23 protein-coding genes are annotated in these 20,125 nt (G+C 70.9%); 14 read left to right on the plus strand and 9 right to left on the minus strand.

Annotated features, from left to right (window positions below; genetic code table 11):
- The 4 genes from M0R80_16930 (at window position 1) to M0R80_16945 (ending at window position 5,023) form a co-directional block, all read left to right on the plus strand.
- On the plus strand, window positions 1-2,244 hold the full coding sequence (locus M0R80_16930; protein MCK9461315.1) for a DUF4340 domain-containing protein: 2,244 nt from the start codon (window positions 1-3) through the stop codon (window positions 2,242-2,244).
- Window positions 2,245-2,368: 124 nt separating this feature from the next.
- Entirely contained in the window at window positions 2,369-3,688 is a 1,320-nt protein-coding gene (locus tag M0R80_16935; protein MCK9461316.1) for a serine/threonine protein kinase, read from the plus strand.
- Between the two features lie 114 nt (window positions 3,689-3,802).
- Window positions 3,803-4,579, plus strand: coding sequence for a Stp1/IreP family PP2C-type Ser/Thr phosphatase (locus M0R80_16940; GenBank protein MCK9461317.1), 777 nt, complete (start codon window positions 3,803-3,805; stop codon window positions 4,577-4,579).
- Window positions 4,580-4,591: 12 nt separating this feature from the next.
- Window positions 4,592-5,023: a hypothetical protein gene (locus M0R80_16945; protein MCK9461318.1), complete on the plus strand. Its 432-nt coding sequence runs from the start codon at window positions 4,592-4,594 to the stop codon at window positions 5,021-5,023.
- 21 nt (window positions 5,024-5,044) lie between these two features.
- On the opposite strand, the gene M0R80_16950 is transcribed toward M0R80_16945, so the two are convergent.
- Entirely contained in the window at window positions 5,045-6,415 is a 1,371-nt protein-coding gene (locus tag M0R80_16950; protein ID MCK9461319.1) for a sigma 54-interacting transcriptional regulator, read from the minus strand.
- 63 nt (window positions 6,416-6,478) lie between these two features.
- Here M0R80_16950 and M0R80_16955 point away from each other — a divergent pair, with 63 nt between their 5' ends.
- The 8 genes from M0R80_16955 (at window position 6,479) to M0R80_16990 (ending at window position 12,868) form a co-directional block, all read left to right on the plus strand.
- On the plus strand, window positions 6,479-7,345 hold the full coding sequence (locus M0R80_16955) for a hypothetical protein (protein MCK9461320.1): 867 nt from the start codon (window positions 6,479-6,481) through the stop codon (window positions 7,343-7,345).
- A gap of 39 nt (window positions 7,346-7,384) precedes the next feature.
- Complete coding sequence (locus tag M0R80_16960) at window positions 7,385-8,074, plus strand: ribonuclease HI (protein ID MCK9461321.1); 690 nt, start codon at window positions 7,385-7,387, stop codon at window positions 8,072-8,074.
- Window positions 8,075-8,092: 18 nt separating this feature from the next.
- Window positions 8,093-9,292 (plus strand): beta-ketoacyl-[acyl-carrier-protein] synthase family protein, encoded by a 1,200-nt coding sequence (locus M0R80_16965; GenBank protein MCK9461322.1) that lies wholly within the window; start codon window positions 8,093-8,095, stop codon window positions 9,290-9,292.
- Window positions 9,289-10,200 (plus strand): beta-ketoacyl synthase chain length factor, encoded by a 912-nt coding sequence (locus tag M0R80_16970; protein MCK9461323.1) that lies wholly within the window; start codon window positions 9,289-9,291, stop codon window positions 10,198-10,200. The genes M0R80_16965 and M0R80_16970 overlap by 4 nt, the downstream gene beginning before the upstream one ends.
- Window positions 10,201-10,284: 84 nt before the next feature.
- A complete protein-coding gene (locus M0R80_16975; protein MCK9461324.1) occupies window positions 10,285-10,593 on the plus strand; it encodes a nucleotidyltransferase family protein in 309 nt (102 codons plus the stop codon).
- Window positions 10,577-10,960, plus strand: coding sequence for a DUF86 domain-containing protein (locus M0R80_16980; GenBank protein MCK9461325.1), 384 nt, complete (start codon window positions 10,577-10,579; stop codon window positions 10,958-10,960). Before M0R80_16975 ends, M0R80_16980 begins: the two co-directional genes overlap by 17 nt.
- 103 nt (window positions 10,961-11,063) lie before the next feature.
- The gene (locus tag M0R80_16985; protein MCK9461326.1) at window positions 11,064-12,509 is read left to right on the plus strand and encodes a leucine-rich repeat domain-containing protein; all 1,446 of its coding nucleotides are present in this window, start codon (window positions 11,064-11,066) and stop codon (window positions 12,507-12,509) included.
- A 152-nt stretch (window positions 12,510-12,661) separates the two neighbouring features.
- Window positions 12,662-12,868: a hypothetical protein gene (locus tag M0R80_16990; GenBank protein MCK9461327.1), complete on the plus strand. Its 207-nt coding sequence runs from the start codon at window positions 12,662-12,664 to the stop codon at window positions 12,866-12,868.
- Window positions 12,869-12,887: 19 nt separating this feature from the next.
- Here the strand turns inward: M0R80_16990 and M0R80_16995 are convergent, their stop codons facing one another.
- From M0R80_16995 to M0R80_17025, 7 genes are read right to left on the minus strand one after another with little or no spacing between them, the layout of a single operon-like run.
- On the minus strand, window positions 12,888-13,283 hold the full coding sequence (locus M0R80_16995) for a CBS domain-containing protein (GenBank protein ID MCK9461328.1): 396 nt from the start codon (window positions 13,281-13,283) through the stop codon (window positions 12,888-12,890).
- Window positions 13,284-13,297: 14 nt separating this feature from the next.
- Window positions 13,298-13,801 (minus strand): MogA/MoaB family molybdenum cofactor biosynthesis protein, encoded by a 504-nt coding sequence (locus tag M0R80_17000; GenBank protein ID MCK9461329.1) that lies wholly within the window; start codon window positions 13,799-13,801, stop codon window positions 13,298-13,300.
- Window positions 13,802-13,806: 5 nt separating this feature from the next.
- Entirely contained in the window at window positions 13,807-14,241 is a 435-nt protein-coding gene (locus tag M0R80_17005; GenBank protein ID MCK9461330.1) for an MOSC domain-containing protein, read from the minus strand.
- Window positions 14,238-14,714, minus strand: coding sequence for a cyclic pyranopterin monophosphate synthase MoaC (gene moaC / locus M0R80_17010; GenBank protein MCK9461331.1), 477 nt, complete (start codon window positions 14,712-14,714; stop codon window positions 14,238-14,240). Before moaC ends, M0R80_17005 begins: the two co-directional genes overlap by 4 nt.
- A 19-nt stretch (window positions 14,715-14,733) precedes the next feature.
- Complete coding sequence (gene moaA, locus M0R80_17015; protein ID MCK9461332.1) at window positions 14,734-15,678, minus strand: GTP 3',8-cyclase MoaA; 945 nt, start codon at window positions 15,676-15,678, stop codon at window positions 14,734-14,736.
- Complete coding sequence (locus M0R80_17020; GenBank protein ID MCK9461333.1) at window positions 15,675-16,919, minus strand: molybdopterin molybdotransferase MoeA; 1,245 nt, start codon at window positions 16,917-16,919, stop codon at window positions 15,675-15,677. Before M0R80_17020 ends, moaA begins: the two co-directional genes overlap by 4 nt.
- A complete protein-coding gene (locus tag M0R80_17025) occupies window positions 16,906-18,312 on the minus strand; it encodes a serine/threonine protein kinase (protein MCK9461334.1) in 1,407 nt (468 codons plus the stop codon). The genes M0R80_17020 and M0R80_17025 overlap by 14 nt, the downstream gene beginning before the upstream one ends.
- Window positions 18,313-18,397: 85 nt before the next feature.
- On the opposite strand from M0R80_17025, the gene M0R80_17030 reads away from it, so the two are divergent.
- On the plus strand, window positions 18,398-18,889 hold the full coding sequence (locus M0R80_17030; protein MCK9461335.1) for a DUF4190 domain-containing protein: 492 nt from the start codon (window positions 18,398-18,400) through the stop codon (window positions 18,887-18,889).
- On the plus strand, window positions 18,886-19,290 hold the full coding sequence (locus tag M0R80_17035; GenBank protein MCK9461336.1) for a DUF2752 domain-containing protein: 405 nt from the start codon (window positions 18,886-18,888) through the stop codon (window positions 19,288-19,290). The genes M0R80_17030 and M0R80_17035 overlap by 4 nt, the downstream gene beginning before the upstream one ends.
- A 6-nt stretch (window positions 19,291-19,296) precedes the next feature.
- Here the strand turns inward: M0R80_17035 and M0R80_17040 are convergent.
- Window positions 19,297-20,125: hypothetical protein (locus M0R80_17040; GenBank protein ID MCK9461337.1), on the minus strand; the 829-nt coding region annotated here is incomplete at its 5' end.

Raw genomic sequence — 20,125 nt, forward strand, 5'->3', positions numbered from 1 at the left:
GTGTCCAACCGAACACTCATCGTCCTCGTCGCGATCGCCGCGGCGCTGTTCGCGTTCATCTACTTCTACGATCGCGACCGGATGACGACCTCCGAGCTCGAGGGGCGCAAGGATCGCGTCTTCGTCGAGTTCAAGCCCGAGCTCGTCGAGGCGCTCGAGATCCAGGGCGCGGCGGGAGAGAAGATCTCCCTCGTCCGCTCGGCAGACGTCGAGGGAACGAGCGCGGGCGCCGAGCGGGAGTGGCGGATCGAGGCGCCCCGGAAGCTCAAGGCGGACGGCTCGGCGGTGCGCGAGGTCCTGTCCGCGCTCGACTTCCTGATCAAGCAGCGCGTCGTCGTCGGCGCGGGCGAGCGCGGCAAGCCGCAGTACGGATTCGGGACGCCGGCGGTCCGCGCGTCGTTCACGATCGGCGGGGCGAAGACGTCGTTCGTCGTGGGCTCTCAGAAGGGATCCGGGGACACCGTGTACCTCGCGGTGGACGGCCGCTCGGACGAGCTGTACGCGGTCGAGGTGGACTTCCGCGAGTCCCTCGACAAGCGGCTCGACGACCTGCGCGACAAGCACCTCGTCGAAGGCTCGCTGGACGACGCGATCGCGATCGAGGTCGACCGCGGGGCGGGAAAGCTCTCGCTCGCGCGCGACGACGAGGCCGGCCCGTGGCGGATCTCGCTGGAGGGCGCCGAGATGCTCGCGGCCGACGATCAGGTCGCGGCGCTCCTCGCCGACGTCGCCGGCCTCCTGGCCCAGGAGTTCGTGGCCGACGGCGCGGACGGCGCGAGCCTCGGGAAGTACGGGCTCGACGCGCCGACTGCCGGCGTCGCGATCCGCCGCGCGTCGGGGAAGGACGTCGAGCTGCTCGTCGGCAAACCGTGCCCGGGCGACGGCCGCGTCCACGCCGCGGTGAAGGGGTCGGGGACGATCGCGTGCGTGGCGGACGGGATCGGCGAGGCGCTGGCCCGGCCCGCGGCGCGGTTCACCGAGACGAGGCCGCTCGTGTTCGCCCAGGACGGGATCGAGACCGTCAAGATCACGAGGGGGGGCGCGTCGCTCGTCCTCGAGCGCGACGCCGACGCGGGGTGGAAGGCCGCCGGGCACGAGGGCGTGGCGATCGACCCGGACGCCGTGGCCGAGCTGCTCGGGGCGCTTCGGGAGCCCCGCGCGAAGGAGGCGCTCCCGGGCGCCGAGGCGATCGCGGGCCTCGGCCCGGTCACGGCGTCGGTCGAGCTCGTCCAGGAGGCCGGCCGCGGCCCGCTCAGGCTCGACGTGTTCGCCGCGGATCCCAAGGCCGTTGCCGGCGGCGGGCAGCGGGCGCGGCGCGGCGGTGAGGAGGGGGTGCTCGTGTTCGCCGCGGATCCGTTCGCGTCGCTGCGCGCGGAGCTGCTCGCGTACCGCGAGCGGAAGATCGTGAACGGGTTGGCGGACGAGGCGGAGGAGCTCGAGATCGAGGGCCCGGCCGCCCAGGGGCTCGTGCGCGAGGGCGGCGTGTGGCGGCTCGAGGCCCCGTTCGAGACGGGCGCCGACGCGACCGCGGCGCGCAACGCCGCACGGCTCGTCGCCGAGGTCGAGGTCGAAAGGTACGTCGCGGAGCGCGCGGAGGAGGCGCACGGCTTCGCCAAGCCCTACGCGAAGGTCACGGCCCGCTTCGCGGCGCGGCCGGGCGGTGCGAGGGACGCGGGGCCTGCGACCGCCGGAAAGAGCGCGACGCTCGAGATCGGCGCCGGAGCCGCGCCGGACGGATCGCGCTTTGCGCGCTTCCAGGGCGGGGACGGTCTCGTGTTCGTCCTCAAGAAGGAGAAGATCGACGCGATCACCGTGCCGCTCGTGGCACGGGATCTTATCGCGCTCGAGGCGGGAGATCTCGCCAAGGTGACGATCCACGCGAACGGCGGCTCGCTCACGGCTTTGCGCGAGGGCGGTTCGTGGAAGGCGGAGGGCGACGCGGCGGACGCGGCGGCGCTCGATCGCCCGCTCGGCGAGCTCGGCTCGATCCGGACGATCCGGGGCGCGAGCTTCGGGCCCGCGGTCGGGTTCGAGGCGCCCGTGCTCCGGCTCGAGGCCTGGACGAGGAAGCAGATCGAGGGCGGCGCGGCCCCCACAGTCCTCCTGTTCGGATCCAAGACCGCCGATCCGAAAGAGGACGGCTACACGGCGCGCAGGGAGGGGGTCGACGTGACCGTGATCGTCCCCTCCCGCCTCGTCGACGAGATCGTCGCGCTCGTCCCGGCTGCGCCTTCCGCCAGTTGACGATCCCCCGGAAACGATCCATATTCGAAACCCTGAGAACGCCTCGCGATTTCCAGCAGGCCAACAACACGCGATGACGAGTCGGGACAGATACCGCGTAGTCCGAAAGATTGACGCCGGCGGCATGGCCGAGGTGTTCCAGGGCGTCGCGGAGAGCATCGAGGGGTTCAAGAAGAAGGTCGCCATCAAGCGCGTGCTGCCGCACCTGGTGGAGAACAAGAAGTTCCTCGCGATGTTCCTCGACGAGGCGCGGCTCAGCCTGCGCATGACGCACGCCAACGTCGTCCACGTGTTCGACATCGGGCAGGCCGGCGGCACGTTCTTCATCGTCATGGAGTTCGTCGACGGGACGAACCTCAAGCGGCTCATGCAGTGGATGCGCGAGAACGGCGGGCGGGTGCCGATGCCGCCCGCGATCCCCATCCTGGTGGAGATCTGCCGCGGGCTCGCGTACGCCCACGAGCTCACGGACGCGGACGGCGTGAACCTCGGGATCGTCCACCGGGACGTCAGCCCGCCGAACATCCTCCTCTCGCGGCAGGGCGAGGTGAAGCTCGTCGACTTCGGCCTGGCCAAGGCGACGAGCCAGCTCGAGCACACGGACCCGGGGGTCGTGAAGGGAAAGTTCGCGTACCTCGCGCCCGAGGCCGCCTGGGGCCGGGACGTGGATCACCGGGCCGACATCTTCGCGTGCGGGATCATGCTGTACGAGCTGATCGTCGGGAAGCGGCTCTTCCTCGGCGAGAACGACGTCAAGACGGTCGAGCTCGTGCGGCGCGCCGAGGTCCCGCCGCTCGACGAGCTCGACGCCGAGAAGCGCCCGGTGCTCGAGGGGATCGTGCGCAAGGCGCTCGCCTACGAGCCGGCGGACCGCTACCAGAGCTGCTCCGAGATGTCCGAGGAGCTGGCGAACTTCCTCTTCTCCCAGCGGCTGAAGGTGACCGGCTTCGACCTGCGCAAGCTCGTCGAGCGGTTCGTGGCCGAGGACGAGAAGGCGCAGGCGCGCGAGGAGCACCGACCGTCCACCATCGACCAGCTGATCCAGGAGGAGCTGGGCCGGTTCGCGTCGCTCGACGCCAAGGAGCCGGGGAGCGGGATCGGCACGGCGGGCGGCGGCGGCGCCGGGGGCGGCGGGGTGCCGCTGAACCCGTATCGATTCGAGGGCGCGATCGACGGGGCGGCGGATCCGGGCGGCGGCGGGGCGGGACCGTCCGGCGCTCCGGCGGGCCGAGCCCAGGGCGGAGCCGCATGGTCCGAGCGCGGCTCCGAGGACGCGCCGCTCTCCCTGGCCCAGATGCTGGAGGGCGAGGTCAGGTTGGGCAACGACGTCTCGGCCGACGACGAGCACACCGGCCGGCGCGGGTTCCTGATCGGGCTCGCCATCGCCCTCGGGACGGCGGCCCTCGTTCTCGGCCTCCTGTTCGTGCTCGGAATCGTCCCGTGACATTGTTCTTTGACGTCAAGGATGACCGTGGTATCGATCAACGGCGCGCTTTCGGAGCGAAGCTGAGGCATCGCGATCCGGATGTCGGCGGATGCAGGACGAAGGATTTGCGAAATGGGTAGGTTCCTCCGGGTTGCGGGATTGACCGACGTCGGGCGAGAGCGCGAGCACAACGAGGACAGCTTCGGCCTTCTCCCTCAATTCAGCCTCTTCGTCGTGGCGGACGGCATGGGCGGCCACCGCGCCGGCGACGTCGCGTCGCAGATGGCGGTCAAGGCCGTCGAGGAGTTCTTCACCGCGACGGAGAAGGAAGACATCACCTGGCCGTTCCAGTTCGATCCGAACTTGCCGTTCTCCGTGAACAGGCTCATCACGGCGATCCAGGTCGCCAACAACCGCATCTTCAAGCAGTCATCCTCGAGCGACGAGCACCAGGGGATGGGCACGACGTTCGTCGGGATCCTGAGCGTCGACGATCACGGCGCCTGCCACATCGCCCACGTCGGCGACTCGCGCTGCTACCGGGTGCGCGGCGACTCCCTCTCGCTGCTCACGATGGATCACTCCCTCGTGAACGATTACCTCCGGGCGGCGCCGGACCTCACCGCCGAACAGCTCGCCGAGCTGCCGCGCAACGTCATCACGCGCGCCCTCGGCATGCAGGACTCCGTGCTCGTCGACGTGCAGACCGTGCTCCCCGAGAAGGGCGACATCTTCCTCCTGTGCACGGACGGCCTGAACGGCATGATCGACGACGAGCAGATCCTCGGGTGCGTGAAGGCCCACCGGGACGACCTCGCCAAGATCGCCGCGGCGCTCATCCAGCGCGCGAACGACGCGGGCGGCGACGACAACTGCACGGTGGTCCTCGTCGAGTGCGCCGAGGACTAGGGGGTCATCGGGATGTCCTTTAGCCGGCACGCGCGCTCGACGACGACCGCGATCGCGGTGGTCCTGGTCTGCGGGGCCGCCGCGTGCGGGTGCGGCATCGCCGAGGGCCCGCGTGAGAAGCTCCAGCGGACCGCGTTCGCGTTCAACGAGGGGCTGCGATGGGGCCGGGACGCCGAGGTGCTGCCGCGCGTCGATCCCGCCGCCCTGCCCGGGTTCCGGGAGCTGCACGCCGGATGGGGCGCCGAGATCCAGGTCAGCGGCGTCGAGATCCTGCAGTCGGTGATCGACAAGAAGCTCGACAAGGCGATCCTCACGGTCAAGTACACCTGGTACAGGAACGATCAGATGGTCGTGCACGACACGGTGACCCTGCAGCACTGGGAGCGCCGCAAGGGCGAGTGGTGGATGGTCGCCGAGGAGTACCAGTCCGGCACGCCGCTCTGATCCGGGCGCGCCCCGCGCCGCTCAGCGCGCCTTCGTCTCGATGCCGAGCTTGCGGATGAGCCGCTCCATGTGCTTGCGGTCGATCCCCGAGTCCCGCGCCGCGGCCGAGATGTTGCCGCCCGTGCGCGCGAGCACGGCCTTGATGTAGGCGATCTCGAACTTGGTCACGATGTCCGCCTTGACGTCCTTGAAGGGGCGCGTCGCGTCGATGGTGACCGAGAAGTCGCCCGGTGCGCTCGGCGCCTCCTCCGGGTGCTCGGCGACGGGCGGCGGCGGCACCGTGTCGCCCCGCGCGAGCACCACGGCGCGGTGCACCGCGTTGCGCAGCTCCCGCACGTTGCCCGGCCAGTCGAGCTGCGCCATTCGCCCGAGCATCTCGCCGGAGAGGTGCGGCGCGCCGAGCGAGTCGAGGAAGTGCCCGACGAGCACCGGGATGTCCTCGCGGTGCTCGCGCAGCGGCGGCATCACGACGCGGAAGACGTTCAGGCGGTAGTACAGATCCTCCCGGAACCGCCCGGCCTTGACCTCGTCGGCGAGGTTGCGGTTGGTCGCGGCGACGAAGCGCACGTCGACCGGGATCTGGCTCGATCCGCCGATCCTCCGGACCTCGCGCGTCTCGAGCGCTCGGAGCAGCTTCGGCTGGAGCTGGAGAGGCAGCTCGCCGATCTCGTCGAAGAACAGCGTGCCCTGGTGGGCGAGCTCGAACGCGCCCGAGCGATCCCGATCCGCGCCCGTGAACGCCCCGCGCACGTGGCCGAACAGCTCGGCCTCGATGAGGGTCGGCGACACCGCGCCGCAGTCGACGATCTGGAACGCCTTCTGCGCCCGCGTCGAGTTCTCGTGCACTGCCCGCGCGGCGAGCTCCTTGCCCGTGCCGGTCTCTCCCTCGATGAGCACCGTGACGTCGACCTCGGAGGCGCGCTCGAGCAGCGCGTAGATCTGCCGCATCGGGGCCGTCGCGCCGATGAGCTCGCCGAAGCGCCGTCGCCTCGAGAGCGGCAGCGGCTGGCGGTCCACCAGCCGCACGACGTCGAGCCGGGACTTGCCGATGGAGAGCGACGACTCGAGCGGGATGACGACCTCGGATACCTTCTCCCCCTTGTGCCGCGTCCCGTTCGTGCTCCCGAGATCGGCGACGTGCACGCCCTCTGGGACCGGCGTCAGCTTGACGTGGCGGCGCGAAACGGACGGATCCGTGAGGCGGAAGTCGGCGTCGGAGCCGGTGCCGATGATCGCGCCCGCCCGCGGGAGCACGAACGAGCGATCCGCATCCGGCCCCTCGAGGACGCGCAGCTCGACCTTGATCTCCTCGACGAGCGGACGGCCTCCCTGAGCGTACTTGACGGAGGTGTCGCCCACGTCCGTGAGGATCGTATGCTCCACGAGCGTCATGGGACAGCAATATACACGGTTCGAAGACGCGGCACAAAGCCGCTTCGTGGTACAAGACCGGGTGTGACGCGCCGCTCGAAGAACCGCTGGCCCCGCGCGCTCGCGGCCTTCGCGCTCGCGGCGGCGGCGCTCGCCGTGGGCGCGAGCGTCCTCGTCCCGCTGCTGGCGCCGCGGTTCCCGACGCTGCTCGGCATCGATCCGCCGCGGGACGGCGCGACCCTCGAGATCGTCTGGCGCCTCGGCGGGGTCACGGCCGTCGTGCTCGATCCGCTCGATCCGCCGGCCCGGTTCGACGACGGCGTGGCGGCGCCGCGGATCGCGGGCGCGCGGTGGGCGCGCGGGATCGAGACCGTCGCCCGGATCGTCGCCGACGAGGAGGTGCGGGGCGCGTCCTGCGCGGCGGCGGAGGATCTGCTCGGCGCACGGGTGCTCGCCGAGGCGCTCGCGTCGGCCGGGGATCCGGACCGTCGGGGGCTGCTCTCGGCGCGGCGGTGCCCGGCCGTCGCGCGGTCGGCGATCCTGGCGCGCGTCGCGGAACGGCTCGCCTCCTCGGGCGAGGAGGCCGCGGCCGCCGAGGCGTACGCGTCCTCGGAGCTCGATCGCGCGATCGCGCGGGCGCGGCTGGCGCTCGTGATCTGCCCGTGGTCCGGCACCGCGGCCGCGATCGCGGGGAGCGCGCTGCTCGAGCGCGGCGTGCGGCGCTACAGGACCGGGGATCGGGCGGGCGCGGCGGCGGATCTCGACGAGGCGCTCGGGAGGCTCACGGATCCCGACGAGCGGGCGCGGGCGCTCCTCGCGCGGGGGCTTCTCGCGAAGGAGGCCGGCGAGCTCGGCCTCGCGAAGAGCTGTTTCGTGGGCGCCGCCCTCGCCGCGCCGTTCCACCCGGCCGCGGCGATGGCGCGCCGCGAGAAATCGGGGTGCAAGAAATAGGGGTTGCCCCCCCCCGCCCGCGTCACTACATTCCGCTCGATGCGGCTCGTCGAGATGCTCTTCAGGGGAAACCGGGTGTTCGTCGAGGCGGACGCCGAGGGGAAGCCTGTCGTGCGGGAGGGCCGCGCGTCGATGCGCTACAAGCCCGACGCCGAGCAGGTCTACCACCCGTCGCCGGCGAACCTCGCCGCGATCGCCGGGGGGGGCGCGCCCCCTTCGGCAAGCTCAGGACTTCGCTTCGAGGCGCCGCCTTTGAAGAAGGCCCCGAAGCGCAAGGCGCCTGCCGCGGCCGCGCCGGCGCCGGGCGCGCGGATCCCCGGCGCGATCGTCGCGTACACCGACGGCGCGTGCCTCGGCAACCCGGGCCCGGCCGGGCTCGGCTACGTGATCGTCGAGGCGGACGGCCGGCGCGTGCAGCGCGGCGAGCCGCTCGGCCGCGGGACGAACAACGTCGCGGAGCTGACCGCGATCCTGCGGGTGCTCGACATCCTCTCGGGGTGCGCGGCGCCGCTCGTCGTCTACACGGACAGCACGTACGCGATAGGCGTGCTCACCCAGGGATGGAAGGCCAAGGCGAACGTCGAGCTCGTCGCCGAGATCAGGGAGCGGCTGCGGCGGTTCCCGCGCGTCGAGCTGCGCAAGGTCGCGGGGCACGCGGGCGTGCCGGAGAACGAGCTCGTCGACGACCTCGCGCGCCGCGCGGCCGCGGGGCAGCTCCCCGTCGAGTGACGGGGCGGGAGCGTGGAGATGCCGAGGACGCGGGTCGCGGTGACGGCGGTGGGCGCGGTGAGCGCGGCGGGGAGCGATGCGGCGGCGTACGCGGCGGCGCTGCGGGCGCCCCGGCGGGCGTTCGGGCCGCCGCGCCGGATCGATCTCGCGCTCGACGTCGTGGTGGGCGAGGTCGATCCCACGTGGTTCGCGACGTGCGGCTGGAAGGCGGCCGAGAGCCCGACGGGCGCGTTGTGCCTGGCGGCGGCGCAGGAGTGCGCGGCGACGGGCGCGCGGCGGGGCGCGCCCAAGCCGGACGGCCTCGTGCTCGGCACGAGCACGGGCGGACAGTCGCGGAACGAGGACGTGGTGCTCGCGCTCCTCGGCGGCGCCGCACAGGACGGTTTCTCGTACCGTGCGGCCGGGAGCATGGCCTCCCCGGCGCGGCTCGTCTCGCGGGAGCTCGGGCTCAAAGGCCCGGTACAGACCGTGTCGACCGCGTGCACGTCCTCCGCGAACGCGATCGCCCTGGGCGCGGCGTGGATCCGGTCGGGGCGCTGCCGCGCCGTCCTCGCGGGGGGAGGCGACGCGCTCTGCCGGACGACGATCGCGAGCTTCAGCGCCCTCGAGCTGACCGGGGCGTTCATGTGCACGCCGTTCGGCCCCGGGCGCCCGGGCCTGACGCTCGGGGAGGGCGCGGCGTTCCTCCTCCTCGAGCCGCTGGGCGCCGTCGTCGCCGAGGGGCGGACGCCGCTCGCCGAGATCGAGGGCGCGGGCCTGAGCTGCGACGCGCACCACATGACCGCGCCGCCCGAGGACGGCGCCGGGGCCGAGCTCGCGATGCGCCGGGCGCTCGCCGACGCGGGGCGCAGGCAAGAGGAGGTGCACCACGTCAACGCGCACGGCACGGGCACGAAGCTCAACGACGCGGCCGAGGCGCGCGCGATCGCGCGGCTTTTCCCGTCGCGGCCGTGGGTCATGTCGTGCAAGGGGCTCATCGGGCACACGCTCGGCGGCGCGGGCGCGCTCGAGGCGGTTGCCGCGGTGATCTCGATCCGCGAGCGCCGCGCGTTCGAGAACCTGGGCGCCGCGATCCCGGATCCCGAGTGCGACGTCGCGCTCGTCGGACCGGGCGGGGTCGACCTGCCCGAGCACCCGGTCGTGCTGTCGAGTTCGTTCGCGTTCGGCGGCAACAACTGCGCGCTCGTCCTCTCGGCCGCGGACGGAGGGGCGCGATGACGCGGCTCTTCGTCCACGGGTTCGGCGCCTGCGCGATCGGCGACGGATCGCCCTTCGTCGACGGGCTCGCCGAGCTGCCCGACGTGCCGATCAAGGAGTACGCCTCCCCCGCCGCGCGGCGCCGCTACGGGCGGGTGGCGCGGCTGATGTACGTCTCGGCGATGCGCGCGCTCGCAGATGCGCAGGTCGCGGATCCGTCCGAGGTCGCGGTGGTCGCGGGCACGGCCATGGGCGAGCTGCGCGCGAGCCTCGAGCTCGTGGGGCAGATCCACGCGACGCGCGGCGCCCGGGTGAGCCCCGCGCTCGTGCCGAACTCCGTGCACAACGCGCCCGCCGGCCACCTGACGATCGGTCTCAAGAACCGCGCGCCGTCCGTGACCGTGAGCCAGGGGTGGCTGTCGGCCGAGGCGGCGATCGCCGCGGCGCGCGACCTGCTCGAGGCCACCGGCTTCGATAGGGCGCTGGTCGTCGTCGGGGACGAGGTCGACGCGACGTGGGCCGATCGCCTGCGGGCCTGCGGCGCGGCGTCGCTCGCGGCGCAGCTCGAAGCCGAGAGGTTTCAGGAGGGCGCCGCGGCGCTCGTGCTCGGGCGCGAGCCGGGCGGGCGATCGCTCGGGACGATCGAGGCGGCGGTCGAGCGGTCGGACGATGTCCCCGCACGGGCGCAGGAGATCCTCGCGCGGATCCAGGCCGAGGGGGCGAGGCCGGACGTGCGCCTGCGGTCCGGCGCGGGAGGGGAGAGGCTGCGCGGGGCCGTCGGCGGCGAGGTCGCCGGGCCGGGGCAGGGGACCTCCCAGGTCGGCGCGCTCCTCGAGCTCTTCCGTCACCTCCGCGGGGAGGGCTCCTGCGACGCGCTCATCCTCGGGGCGGAGCTCGACGAGCTCGGCTGGATCCGCTACCGGCGATAGCGTCCGCCCTTCGATCCTTTTCGGCAGGGTTGTTGAGACTCGCGATGAACTGCCGTACGCTGAGTCGAGAGCGGAGAGAAACGAATGAGAAAAGCTGCGGTAGGAATCCAAGATGATAGGCTCGCCGAGCTTTGCCGGCGGCACCACATCCGCAAGCTCTCCCTGTTCGGCTCGGTGCTCACCGAGGCGTTCGGGCCGGAGAGCGACGTGGACGTGCTCGTGGAGTTCGAGCCCGGGCATACGCCGGGTTTGGCGATCATCCGCATCGAGGACGAGATCTCCGAGATGCTCGACGGGCGGAAGGTCGATCTCGTCATTGAGCCGGCGCTGAACCGGCGTCTCAGGAAGCGCGTCCTCGAGACCGCGGAGGTGCGGTATGCCGCCGAAGGATGATCTCGTCTATCTCGGGCACATGCTCGACATGGCGCGAAAGGTGTCGGCGAAAACAGCTGGACTGACGCGGGAATCGTTCGACGACAACGAAGATCTCAGATTGGCGTTCGCCCACCTCGTGCAGGTCATCGGAGAGGCGGCGCGATGCGTATCCGAGGACGGCAGGCGGCGGCATCCCGGGATTCCGTGGCGCGAGCTGGCGGGAATTCGAAACAAGATCGTGCACGACTACATGGACATCAGCTTCGATGTCGTATGGGCCGTCGTAACCCAGGACATCCCTCCTTGCTGCATGAGCTTGAATACGCTGTGCCGGAGGACGAGGAGTCACCGTAGGGTTCTCGCCGTTCCGAGGTCGAGCGTCTGATGAAATCGTGGAATTGAACGCGGCCGGTGCCCGAGGTGATGCACTCTCGTTCCGCAGAGTGCGGCGTTTCGATGGTATCATCAGCCCACATCGGGGGTGAGAGATGACGAGCAGAACTGAGCACCGACTGGCGTTTTTGGTCCGCGTCCTTGCCGTCCTTGTTGTCCCTGCCGTCCTTTTCTCGAGCTGCGCGAAGGATGCGAGGGACGACAACGACGCCGGCGACACCGACACCGACACCGACGCCGATACCGACACGGACGCCGATACCGACACGGATACCGACACGGATGCAGACACCGATACCGATACAGACACCGATACCGACACGGATAGCGATATAGACGCGGACACGGACACCGATACGGACACCGACACGGACACCGACACGGACGCTCCTCCTGGGTGCACAGGTGTGCTCAGCTTCAGCGACACCGACTTTGAGAACGCGGTGAGGTTGGCCATCGATGAACCGACAGGTGATCTGTTTTGGGAAGACGTCGCGGCGCTGGACAGCATTTACGCCTATTACGAAGACATCGACTCGCTCGGTGGCGCGGAGTGCCTGACCGCCTTGGCAACTGCGGAGTTGGAAGGAAATCAGATCTCGGACGTCAGCCCGCTTTCCGGCCTCAACGAGCTCACCTATCTGGGCATGTCGCACAACCTCGTCGGAGACTTCGGCGCCTTGAGCGGGCTGCCTGCGCTTGTGCACCTCGATTTGAGAGACAACTTGATTTCAGTGATTCCCGACCTGAGCGGCCTCACGGCCTTGGTAGATCTCAGACTCGATGGAAATTCAATCGTGGACATAGGCGGCGTTGCAGGATTGGACACGCTGCAAGTGCTGACGCTCTTCGACAATCAGATCACGGACATCACCCCGTTGAGCGGGATCGGCACGCTGACGTCCCTCGACCTCTCCTCCAACCAAGTTGCGAGCATCGAGGCTCTGGCCGATCTCGTTGCCCTCGACTCTCTGAGCCTTTCGTCCAATCAGATAGTGGATGTCAGCACCTTGAGTTCGCTCGCCGCACTGCAGCACCTGTGGCTGGAAGACAATTTGATTGTCGACATCGGTTCACTGAGTGGACTTGTTGCCTTGGAGGGCCTGGCGCTGAGTAATAATCAAATCATAGATGTCGGTCCCTTGAGCGACCACTCCGCCCTTACCATTCTGTTGGTGGACGGAAACCAGATTGTGGACATCAGCGCGCTGAACGGCTTGGCGGCAGTCGTCTACCTGAGACTGAACGACAATGGCATCGTAGACATCTCCGCGCTGAGCACGTTCTCGTCGTTGAACACGCTGCACATCGAGAGCAATCAGGTCGTGGATCTCGGACCGCTGGGTGCCCTCCCCAACGTGGACTACCTGTACTTGAACAGCAATCAGATCACCGATCTGGGCGCCCTGGTTGCCAACGCCGAGGTCGATGCCGATGACTACGTGGACCTATCCGGCAATCCGCTCGACTGTGCGGCCCAAGCCGACAACCTCCAGGCGCTCGTCGATCGCGGGGTCAGCTTGATCAGCGACTGTCCGTAGAAGGAATTCTGACGACGTTTCACCAAGCCTTCGGGGCGGAGCTCGACGAGCTCGGCTGGATCCGCTACCGGCGCTGAGTTGCCCCGGTGAGAAACCGCGGTAGGGTTTTCATACACTGAGCTTCCATCTCGAGCGGAAAGGCGGATCCCATCATGGAGTGCGAGTACCTCATAGGCTGCCCCATCTTCGCGCGGTTCAAGGTCGAGGGGCTCAAGAACATCTGGATCAACATGTACTGCAGGGGCCCGCAGTGCGAGGAGTGCGCCCGCAAGAGGCTCAAGAAATCCGGCGCCGAGGTGCCGATCACGCTCCTGCCGAACGGCAAGCAGCTGGACGCGCTGGACGAGCAGAAGCAGTGACGTCGAACGGAATCGGCGACTAAGCCTGTTCCCCCGCCAAAACCTTGACGAAGTCGTGCTCGGTGACGATGCCGACCACGTTGCCGTCCGCGTTCACGACCGGGAGGCAGCCGAAGCGCGCTTTGAGGAGGATGCGCGCCGCCTCCGCGATCGTCGTGTCCGGCCCGACGGAGATCGGATCGCGGGTCATGACGCTCGCCACGAACGTCGACTCGTCGCGCCGCTTGGCGGCCGACAGGATCTTCAGCATGTCGCGGTGCGTCACCATGCCGACGAGCCTGTCGCCGTCGAGCACCGGCAGGTGGCGCAGCCCGAAGTGCTCCATCCCCTCGACGATCCGCGAGAGGTTGTCCTCCTCGCGCAGGAAGATTACGCGGCGGGTCATGATGTCTGCGACGGTCTTGGCTTCGGTCATCGGGGCCTCCTCGGCTAGCTCTTGCGCAGCGCCGCGCACTCCACGGCGCGGCCGGCCACTGTCTCGATCGCGTGGGGCAGGATGGGCGCGAGGAACGAGATGTTCTCGCGGACGGCCCGCGGGCTGCCCGGCAGGTTCACGATGAGCGTCCCGCCGCGGATCCCGGCGATGCCGCGGGAGAGCGCCGCTAAGGAAGTCACCTCGAGCCCGCGCTGCCGCAGGAGCTGCGGGATGCCGGGCACCGCGCGCTCGATCACCTCGAGCGTCGCCTCGGGCGTCACGTCGCGCGGGGAGAGGCCGGTGCCGCCGCACGTGAGCAGGAGGAGCACGTCGCCCCGGTCCGCGAGCTCGACGAGCTTGTCCGCGAGCGCGTCGAAGTCGTCCTTCACGATCGCCACCTCGATCGTGCCGACGCCGAGCTCGGCGAGCGCCTCGACGGCCGCGGGTCCGGTGAGATCCTCCCGCCGCCCGTCCGAGCGCGAGTCGCTCGCCACGATGATCGCCGCGATCTTCTCCATGTCGTTCACCCCTCGACGCGCACCGGATCGCCCGGGCGGATCGGCCCGCCCGCGAGCACCCGGCAGAAGATCCCCTCGGTGGGCATGACGCACGTGCCCACGGCGTCGAAGATGGCGCAGTGGGAGTGGCACTCCTTGCCCTTCTGCGTGACCTCGAGCCGCGCGCCGCCGACGACGAGCACCGCGCCCAACGGCAGCGCGACGAGATCGATCCCAACGGTGAGGACGTTCTCGCCGAAGTCGCCCGGCCCGACCCGGGCCCCGGCCGCCCGCATCTTCGCCGCGCTCTCGTCCGCGAGCAGGCTCACCTGCCTGTGCCACGGGCCGGCGTGGGCGTCCCCCTCGAGGCCGTGATCCGCGCGCGCCGTCGCCTCGGCCACCGGCCGCTTCTGGACCCCGGTCGCGGCGCTCGTGCACACGCTCACGACGCGCGCGCTCACGGGCGCCCCCGCACGTACGCGCCGCTCCTGCCGCCGGTCTTCTCCTCGAGCCGGATCGAGCCGATCACCATCTCCCGATCGAGCGCCTTGCACATGTCGTAGACGGTGAGCGCCGCCACCGACACCGCCACGAGCGCCTCCATCTCCGCGCCGGTCCTCCCCGTGACGACGATCGAGGATGCGAGCGCGACCCCCGCCTCCCCGAGTGTCGCCTCGACGTCGACGTGCTCGAGGGCGAGCGGGTGGCACAGCGGCACGAGCTCCGCCGTGCGCTTGGCCGCGAGGATACCGGCCACGCGGGCGGCCTCGAGCGGATCGCCCTTGGGGCCGCGGCCCTCGCGCAGCGCCGCGATCGTCTCCTCCCGCATGGAGACCGAGCCCGTCGCGCGCGCCGTCCGGCGCGTGATCTCCTTGCCCGAGACGTCGACCATGCGCGCCTCCCCGCCCTCGCCCACGTGCGTCAGCTTCCCCATGCCGCGTCTCCTCTCGTCGTCACCCGCCGACCTTCCACATCTCCCTCCGCGCGCTCCAGGGCGCCGTCTCGGGCTTCCTGCGGATCGCCTCCGCCACCGCGCGCTCGACGTCCGCCGCGACGTGGGGCCTGCGGAGCGTTGCTCGGACGTCCACCGACACGTCCGAGGCGAGGCACGGCTTCAGGGCGCCGTCCGGCGTGAGCCGGATCTTGTTGCAGGCGCCGCAGAACGGCCGCGTGATGGGCGAGATGAACCCCACGACCGCGCCGCGGTGCGCGAAGCGGCGCACGTGCGGTTCGCCGGGCTCCTGCGGCAACGGCGCGACCTCGTCCCCGCCCGCCCGGAGCGCCTCGAGGGCGTCGGCCTCGCTGAACGACTCCGCCGTACGCTCGAACGGCATGAGCTCGATGAACCGGAGGCCCGCGCCGCGCCCGCGCGCGAACGCAGCGAGCCCGGCGATCTCGGAGGTGTTCACCCCGGCGAGCAGCACCGTGTTGATCTTCACGGGCATCCCGGCCGCGAGCGCCGCGTCGATCCCGGCCACGACCGCCGCCACGTCGCCGCCGCGCGTCACCGCCGCGAACGTCTCGGGCGACAGGCTGTCGAGCGACACGTTGACGCGCCTGACCCCGGCCTCGGCGAGCGGGCGCGCCAGCTCCGCGAGCAGCGTGCCGTTTGTCGTGAGCGCGAGCGTGGCGAGCCCCGGCGTCGCGGCGAGCTCGCGGAGGAGCCAGAGGATCCCGCGCCGGACGAGCGGCTCGCCGCCCGTGATCCGCACCTTCGTCACGCCGAGCGCGATCGCGGCCCGCGCGACCTCCGCGAGCTCCTCGAGGGACAGGATCAGCGCGTGGTCGATCTTGCGGACGCCCTCCGCGGGCATGCAGTAGGTGCACCGCAGGTTGCACAGATCGGTGACCGAGAGCCGGAGGTAGTCGATCCGGCGGCCGTGCGGGTCGGCCGTCACCACGACCTCCCCCAGACGACGACGTCGACCGCCGCGCCGCGCTCGAGGAGCGCCTTCTCGCGCGGGGCGTGGATGAGGCAGTCGCCGACGGCGGCGCCGGCGATGTCCGCGGAGCCGTGTCCCGCGATCGGGCGCACCTCGAGCGGATCCCCTGCCGAGAGCTCGCCGCGGACGAACCACGCGCGATCCGTCTTCTTGCGGAGATCGGCCGAGAGCCGCGCGCGGATCGTGCGCGGCCCCGTCGTCGCGAACCCCATCCGCCGTCGCAGCGCCGGCTCGACGAGGATCCGCACGACCGTCATGGCGGACGCCGGGTTGCCGGGGAGCGCGAACAGGATCGTCCCGCCGCGCGTGCCGAAGACGGTCGGCTTGCCGGGCTTGATCGCCACGCGGCGGAAGCCGATCTCGACGCCTGCCGCGCCGAGGGTGTCCTCGACGTAGTCGAACGCGCCCTCGGACACCCCACCGGTCATGAGGACGACGTCGTGCTCGAGCGCCACCGCGAGCGCCTCGCGGATCGACGGCGGATCGTCCGGGACCACGCCGAGGACGGCGGGCTCGAGGCCGAGCCCGCGGCAGAACGCCGCGAGCGCGGGGCCGTTCACGTTGCGGATCTGTGAGGGGCCGGGCACGACCGAGGGCGGCACGAGCTCGTCGCCCGTGGACAGCACGGCGACGCTCGGCAGCGGCCCCGCGGGCACGGGATCGCACCCCACGGCCGCGAGCAGCGATATCTCCTCGACGCCGATCGCCGTCCCCGCGCGCAGCACCTTTGCGCCGGCGCGGAGGATCTGCCCCCGCGGGCTCACGTTGTCGCCCGTCGCGACCGCGCGCTCGACGGTCACCGCCGCCGCGCCGAAGCCCGATGTCCACTCGACCTGCACGACCGCGTCGGACCCCTCGGGGACGGGCGCGCCGGTCATCACCGCGGCGGCTTCGCCCGCGCCGATGCGGCGGCCGAGCGCGCCGCCGGCCGGCACCGTGCCGACAACGGTCAGCGAGATCGGCGTGTTCGCGACGTCCGCGGCCCGGACCGCGAAGCCGTCCATGGCCGAGCGATCGAAGGGCGGGACGTCGACGTCCGAACGGACGTCCTCGGCGAGCGCGCGGCCGAGCGCCTCCGAGAGCGGGACGTCGCAGCGACCCGACGCTCGCGGGGTGCGCTCCAGCGAGGAGCGCAGCGCGTCCGCGTAGTCGATCATGCCGCCGTCCGAACGGGCCGTGCTGTCACTCGTAGTCATCGACGAACGTCGTCCCGAACCGGCCCTTGACGGTGTCGTTGGCCTTGCCGCCGCTCGCCGCCGCGGCGCTCGTCGAGCCCGCGGCCGCGTCCGCCTTCTTCTTCTTCTTCTTGCTCGACTTGCTCGACGCGGCCTTTTCGGCTTCGGGCTCGGCCGCGCTCACGGCCTCGGCCTCGGGCTCTGCGGCGGGCGGTGGAAGAGCCGGTGCGACGATCGGCGGCGCCGGCGCGACGACCGGCGCGGGCGCGGGCGCGGGTGCGGGTGCGGGAGCCGCGATCACCGGGGAGACTGGGGCCGGCTCCCGTAGTCCGCCGCCCAGGAGGATGAACGCGAGCGCGCCCGCGCCGAGGAGCAGCGCCGCGCCCAGCGCGATGCCGATCGTGAGGCCTCGGTTCGAGGCGACGGGTATGGCAGCCGAGGTGCCGGGAGCCGGCGTGTACGCCGCGGACATCGGCGTCCTTCCGGTCGCGCCGCCCGTGCGCGCGACGGTGGGCGCCGCGGATATCCGGGCCGAGAAGTCGACCTCGAGCCCGCGCGCGGCCGCGTCGAGCGCGCGGCGCATCTCGCCCGCCGTGGCGAACCTTTCGCCCATCTCGCGGGCCATCGCCTTGAAGATCACTTGCTCCACCGACTGCGGCACCGACGGGTTGAGCTCCGTCGGCGCGGGGAACGGCTCGGCGATGATCTTGAACATGATCTCGTTGTACGTCTCGCCCTCGAACGGCCGCTTGCCGGTCAGCGCCTCGTACAGGATCACGCCCATCGCGTAGATATCGACGCGGTGGTCGAGGTTCTTCGCCCCCTTGGCCTGCTCGGGCGCCATGTAGAACGGCGTGCCGAGCACCGTGCCGGTCATGGTGAGCTGCGACACCTCGTCCTGCTCGAGCACCTTCGAGATGCCGAAGTCGAGCAGCTTCACGAAGTCCTGGCGATCGCCCATCTTCGTGATGAAGATGTTGTCCGGCTTGAGGTCCCGGTGGACGATCCCGGCCGCGTGCGCCGCCTCGAGCGCCGACAGCGTCTGGCAGCCGATGTCCGCGACCCGCTCGAGCGACAGGGACTCGTTGTTCTCGAGGAGATCGGCGAGCGGCCGCCCCTGGAGGAGCGGCATGACGAGGTACGGCGCGCCGTTGTCGAGCGTGCCGATGTCGGTCACCTCGCAGATGTTGTCGTGGCCGATCGAGCCGGCGAGCTGCGCCTCGCGGTGGAACCGCGCGATGACCTGGGCGTCGCCCGCGAACTCCACGTGCAGCGTCTTGATCGCCACGCGGCGGCCGATGGTGACGTGGGTCGCCATGTACACGGCGCCCATGCCGCCGGCGCCGACCTGCTTCTCGATGCGGTACTTGCCGTCGAGGACGGTGCCGGGCTCGATCTGGTTCTTTTCGGCCATCGGGTCGAACTATAATCGAACGATTCCCCACCCGCAACCCGGGCGCGGCCCCGGGGAGCGACCGGCGCTTTTCGCGGAGCGCGTCATGCACTATCATGCGCCCATGGGCGTCGCCTCCATGGTCATCGGCATCGTCTCCCTCGTCATCGGTTTCGTCCCGATGTGCGGGTTCTGGGCCGCGGTGCCGGCGGTGATCGGGTTGATCCTCGGCGTCGTCGACCTCGTGCTCCGCTCGAAGCGAAAGCAGCCGCGCGGCAAGGCGATCGTCGGGGTCATCCTGAACCCGCTCGCGATCGTCATCATCGTCGCGTGGTTCGTGATCGCCGGGTACGGAGTCGAGATGGGCGCGGGCCAGCCGGTCACCGGCTGGGGACAGGGGTGGCAGCCGCCGCCGTCCGGGTGGGGAGCCGGCCCGTCGCGGTCGCCCATGCCGCTCCAGCCGAATCCGCAGGCGGTGCCGCTGCAGCCGGTACCGCTGCAGCCCATGCAGCCCATGGAGCCGATGCAGCCCGTGCCGCCCGACCCGAACGCGCCTCCGCCCGCGCCGCCTCCCCCTCTCCCGGCCGCGACGCCGTGAGCCTCTCCGCGACCTGGATCCGCGGCGTCCACCTCGCGCTCTTCGTGATCTTCGCCGCCGCCTGGGCGGTCGTCGGCCTGACGGCGCTCGCGGTCGCCGGCGCGCTGCCCGAGACGCTCGAGCGGCTGGCGGCGTTCCTCACCTCGTGTCCCTTCCGCGCGGCGACCGGACAGCCGTGCCCGCTGTGCGGCGTCACGACCGCGGCGCTGGCGCTCCTTCGCGGCGACGTCGAGGCGAGCCTCGCGCTCCACCCGGCCGCGCTGGCGCTCGCGACGCTCGCCGTGAGCCAGCCCTTCTATCGGCTGCTGCGGGCTCTGAGGCCGCGGTTCTCGCTCTACGAGGAGCTGCTCGTCACCGGCACCGGCATCGTGGCCGCGATCGTGGTGATCGCGCTGGCGTGACCTGGATCACTTCGCGAACAGCGCGGGGTCGAGGTCCGCGGTGAGCATCAGGAAGTCGAGCTCCATCGTGCCCTTGGAGGTCGGGCAGTCGGCGCCCGCGCACGGATCCGCGACCTCGTCGACGTGGATCTTCCCGTTCGCGAGCAGGGCGCGGATCTGCGCGGCGGTCACGGTCTGGTTGAAGATGCTCTGGAGCTCGACGTACAGCACCTGGGCGCTGAACGCCTCGTTGTCGACCGCGAGATCGAGGTCGGCACCCGCGACGAAGCTGTCCATGGGGATCATCACCTGGAGCATGATGATCTTCGGGGGCGCCGTCGAGACCGCGACCTGGAACGCGATCACGGCCGAGTCGCCGAGCTCGGCGTCCTCCGAGACCATGCCGAGGGCGCTCGTGAACCCGACCGCGTTGCAGTTGAAGGACTCCGCGATCGGGAAGGTGTGCTGGTCCGCGGCCGCCGGCGTGCCGTCCGCGGGCACGAGGTTGACCTCCCACTCGGCCTTGAGCTGCCCGAGCGGGACGCAGCCGGCGATCGTCTCCTCGGTGTTGAACGGCAGGCAGTACGACGCGGTCCCCTCGCACTCGCCGGGCGTGCCGCCGTCCGGCTCCTCGGGGCTGCAGTCCGGGTAGCAGTAGTTGCCGATGATGTCGTCCGCGCTCTCCGTGCCCGCCCAGAGGTGCTCGGAGCAGACCGCGTCCGTGCAGTCCGAGTCCGGCAGATCGCACGTGTCTTCCGCCGTCGGCCCGGGCACCGGGTCGTCGCAGTCGAGATCGATCGTCATGTCGAAATCGTCCGTGTCCGTGTCCGTGTCGGTATCGGTGTCGGAGTCCGTG

The sequence above is a fragment of the Pseudomonadota bacterium genome (genome assembly GCA_023229365.1).
Classification (GTDB): domain Bacteria; phylum Myxococcota_A; class Polyangia; order JAAYKL01; family JAAYKL01; genus JALNZK01.

Excerpts from the sequence above, each read along its gene's own strand:
- M0R80_16960 (MCK9461321.1), top strand. The coding sequence starts at position 7,385 with ATGCGGCTCGTCGAGATGCTCTTCAGGGGAAACCGGGTGTTCGTCGAG.
- M0R80_17020 (MCK9461333.1), bottom strand. The coding sequence starts at position 16,919 with ATGACTACGAGTGACAGCACGGCCCGTTCGGACGGCGGCATGATCGAC.
- M0R80_16940 (MCK9461317.1), top strand. The coding sequence starts at position 3,803 with ATGGGTAGGTTCCTCCGGGTTGCGGGATTGACCGACGTCGGGCGAGAG.
- M0R80_16985 (MCK9461326.1), top strand. The coding sequence starts at position 11,064 with ATGACGAGCAGAACTGAGCACCGACTGGCGTTTTTGGTCCGCGTCCTT.
- M0R80_16945 (MCK9461318.1), top strand. The coding sequence starts at position 4,592 with ATGTCCTTTAGCCGGCACGCGCGCTCGACGACGACCGCGATCGCGGTG.
- M0R80_16995 (MCK9461328.1), bottom strand. The coding sequence starts at position 13,283 with ATGACCGAAGCCAAGACCGTCGCAGACATCATGACCCGCCGCGTAATC.
- moaC (MCK9461331.1), bottom strand. The coding sequence starts at position 14,714 with ATGGGGAAGCTGACGCACGTGGGCGAGGGCGGGGAGGCGCGCATGGTC.
- M0R80_17030 (MCK9461335.1), top strand. The coding sequence starts at position 18,398 with ATGCACTATCATGCGCCCATGGGCGTCGCCTCCATGGTCATCGGCATC.
- M0R80_16970 (MCK9461323.1), top strand. The coding sequence starts at position 9,289 with ATGACGCGGCTCTTCGTCCACGGGTTCGGCGCCTGCGCGATCGGCGAC.
- M0R80_17025 (MCK9461334.1), bottom strand. The coding sequence starts at position 18,312 with ATGGCCGAAAAGAACCAGATCGAGCCCGGCACCGTCCTCGACGGCAAG.
- M0R80_17000 (MCK9461329.1), bottom strand. The coding sequence starts at position 13,801 with ATGGAGAAGATCGCGGCGATCATCGTGGCGAGCGACTCGCGCTCGGAC.
- M0R80_16975 (MCK9461324.1), top strand. The coding sequence starts at position 10,285 with ATGAGAAAAGCTGCGGTAGGAATCCAAGATGATAGGCTCGCCGAGCTT.
- M0R80_16990 (MCK9461327.1), top strand. The coding sequence starts at position 12,662 with ATGGAGTGCGAGTACCTCATAGGCTGCCCCATCTTCGCGCGGTTCAAG.
- M0R80_16950 (MCK9461319.1), bottom strand. The coding sequence starts at position 6,415 with ATGACGCTCGTGGAGCATACGATCCTCACGGACGTGGGCGACACCTCC.
- M0R80_16965 (MCK9461322.1), top strand. The coding sequence starts at position 8,093 with ATGCCGAGGACGCGGGTCGCGGTGACGGCGGTGGGCGCGGTGAGCGCG.
- M0R80_16980 (MCK9461325.1), top strand. The coding sequence starts at position 10,577 with ATGCCGCCGAAGGATGATCTCGTCTATCTCGGGCACATGCTCGACATG.
- M0R80_16935 (MCK9461316.1), top strand. The coding sequence starts at position 2,369 with ATGGCCGAGGTGTTCCAGGGCGTCGCGGAGAGCATCGAGGGGTTCAAG.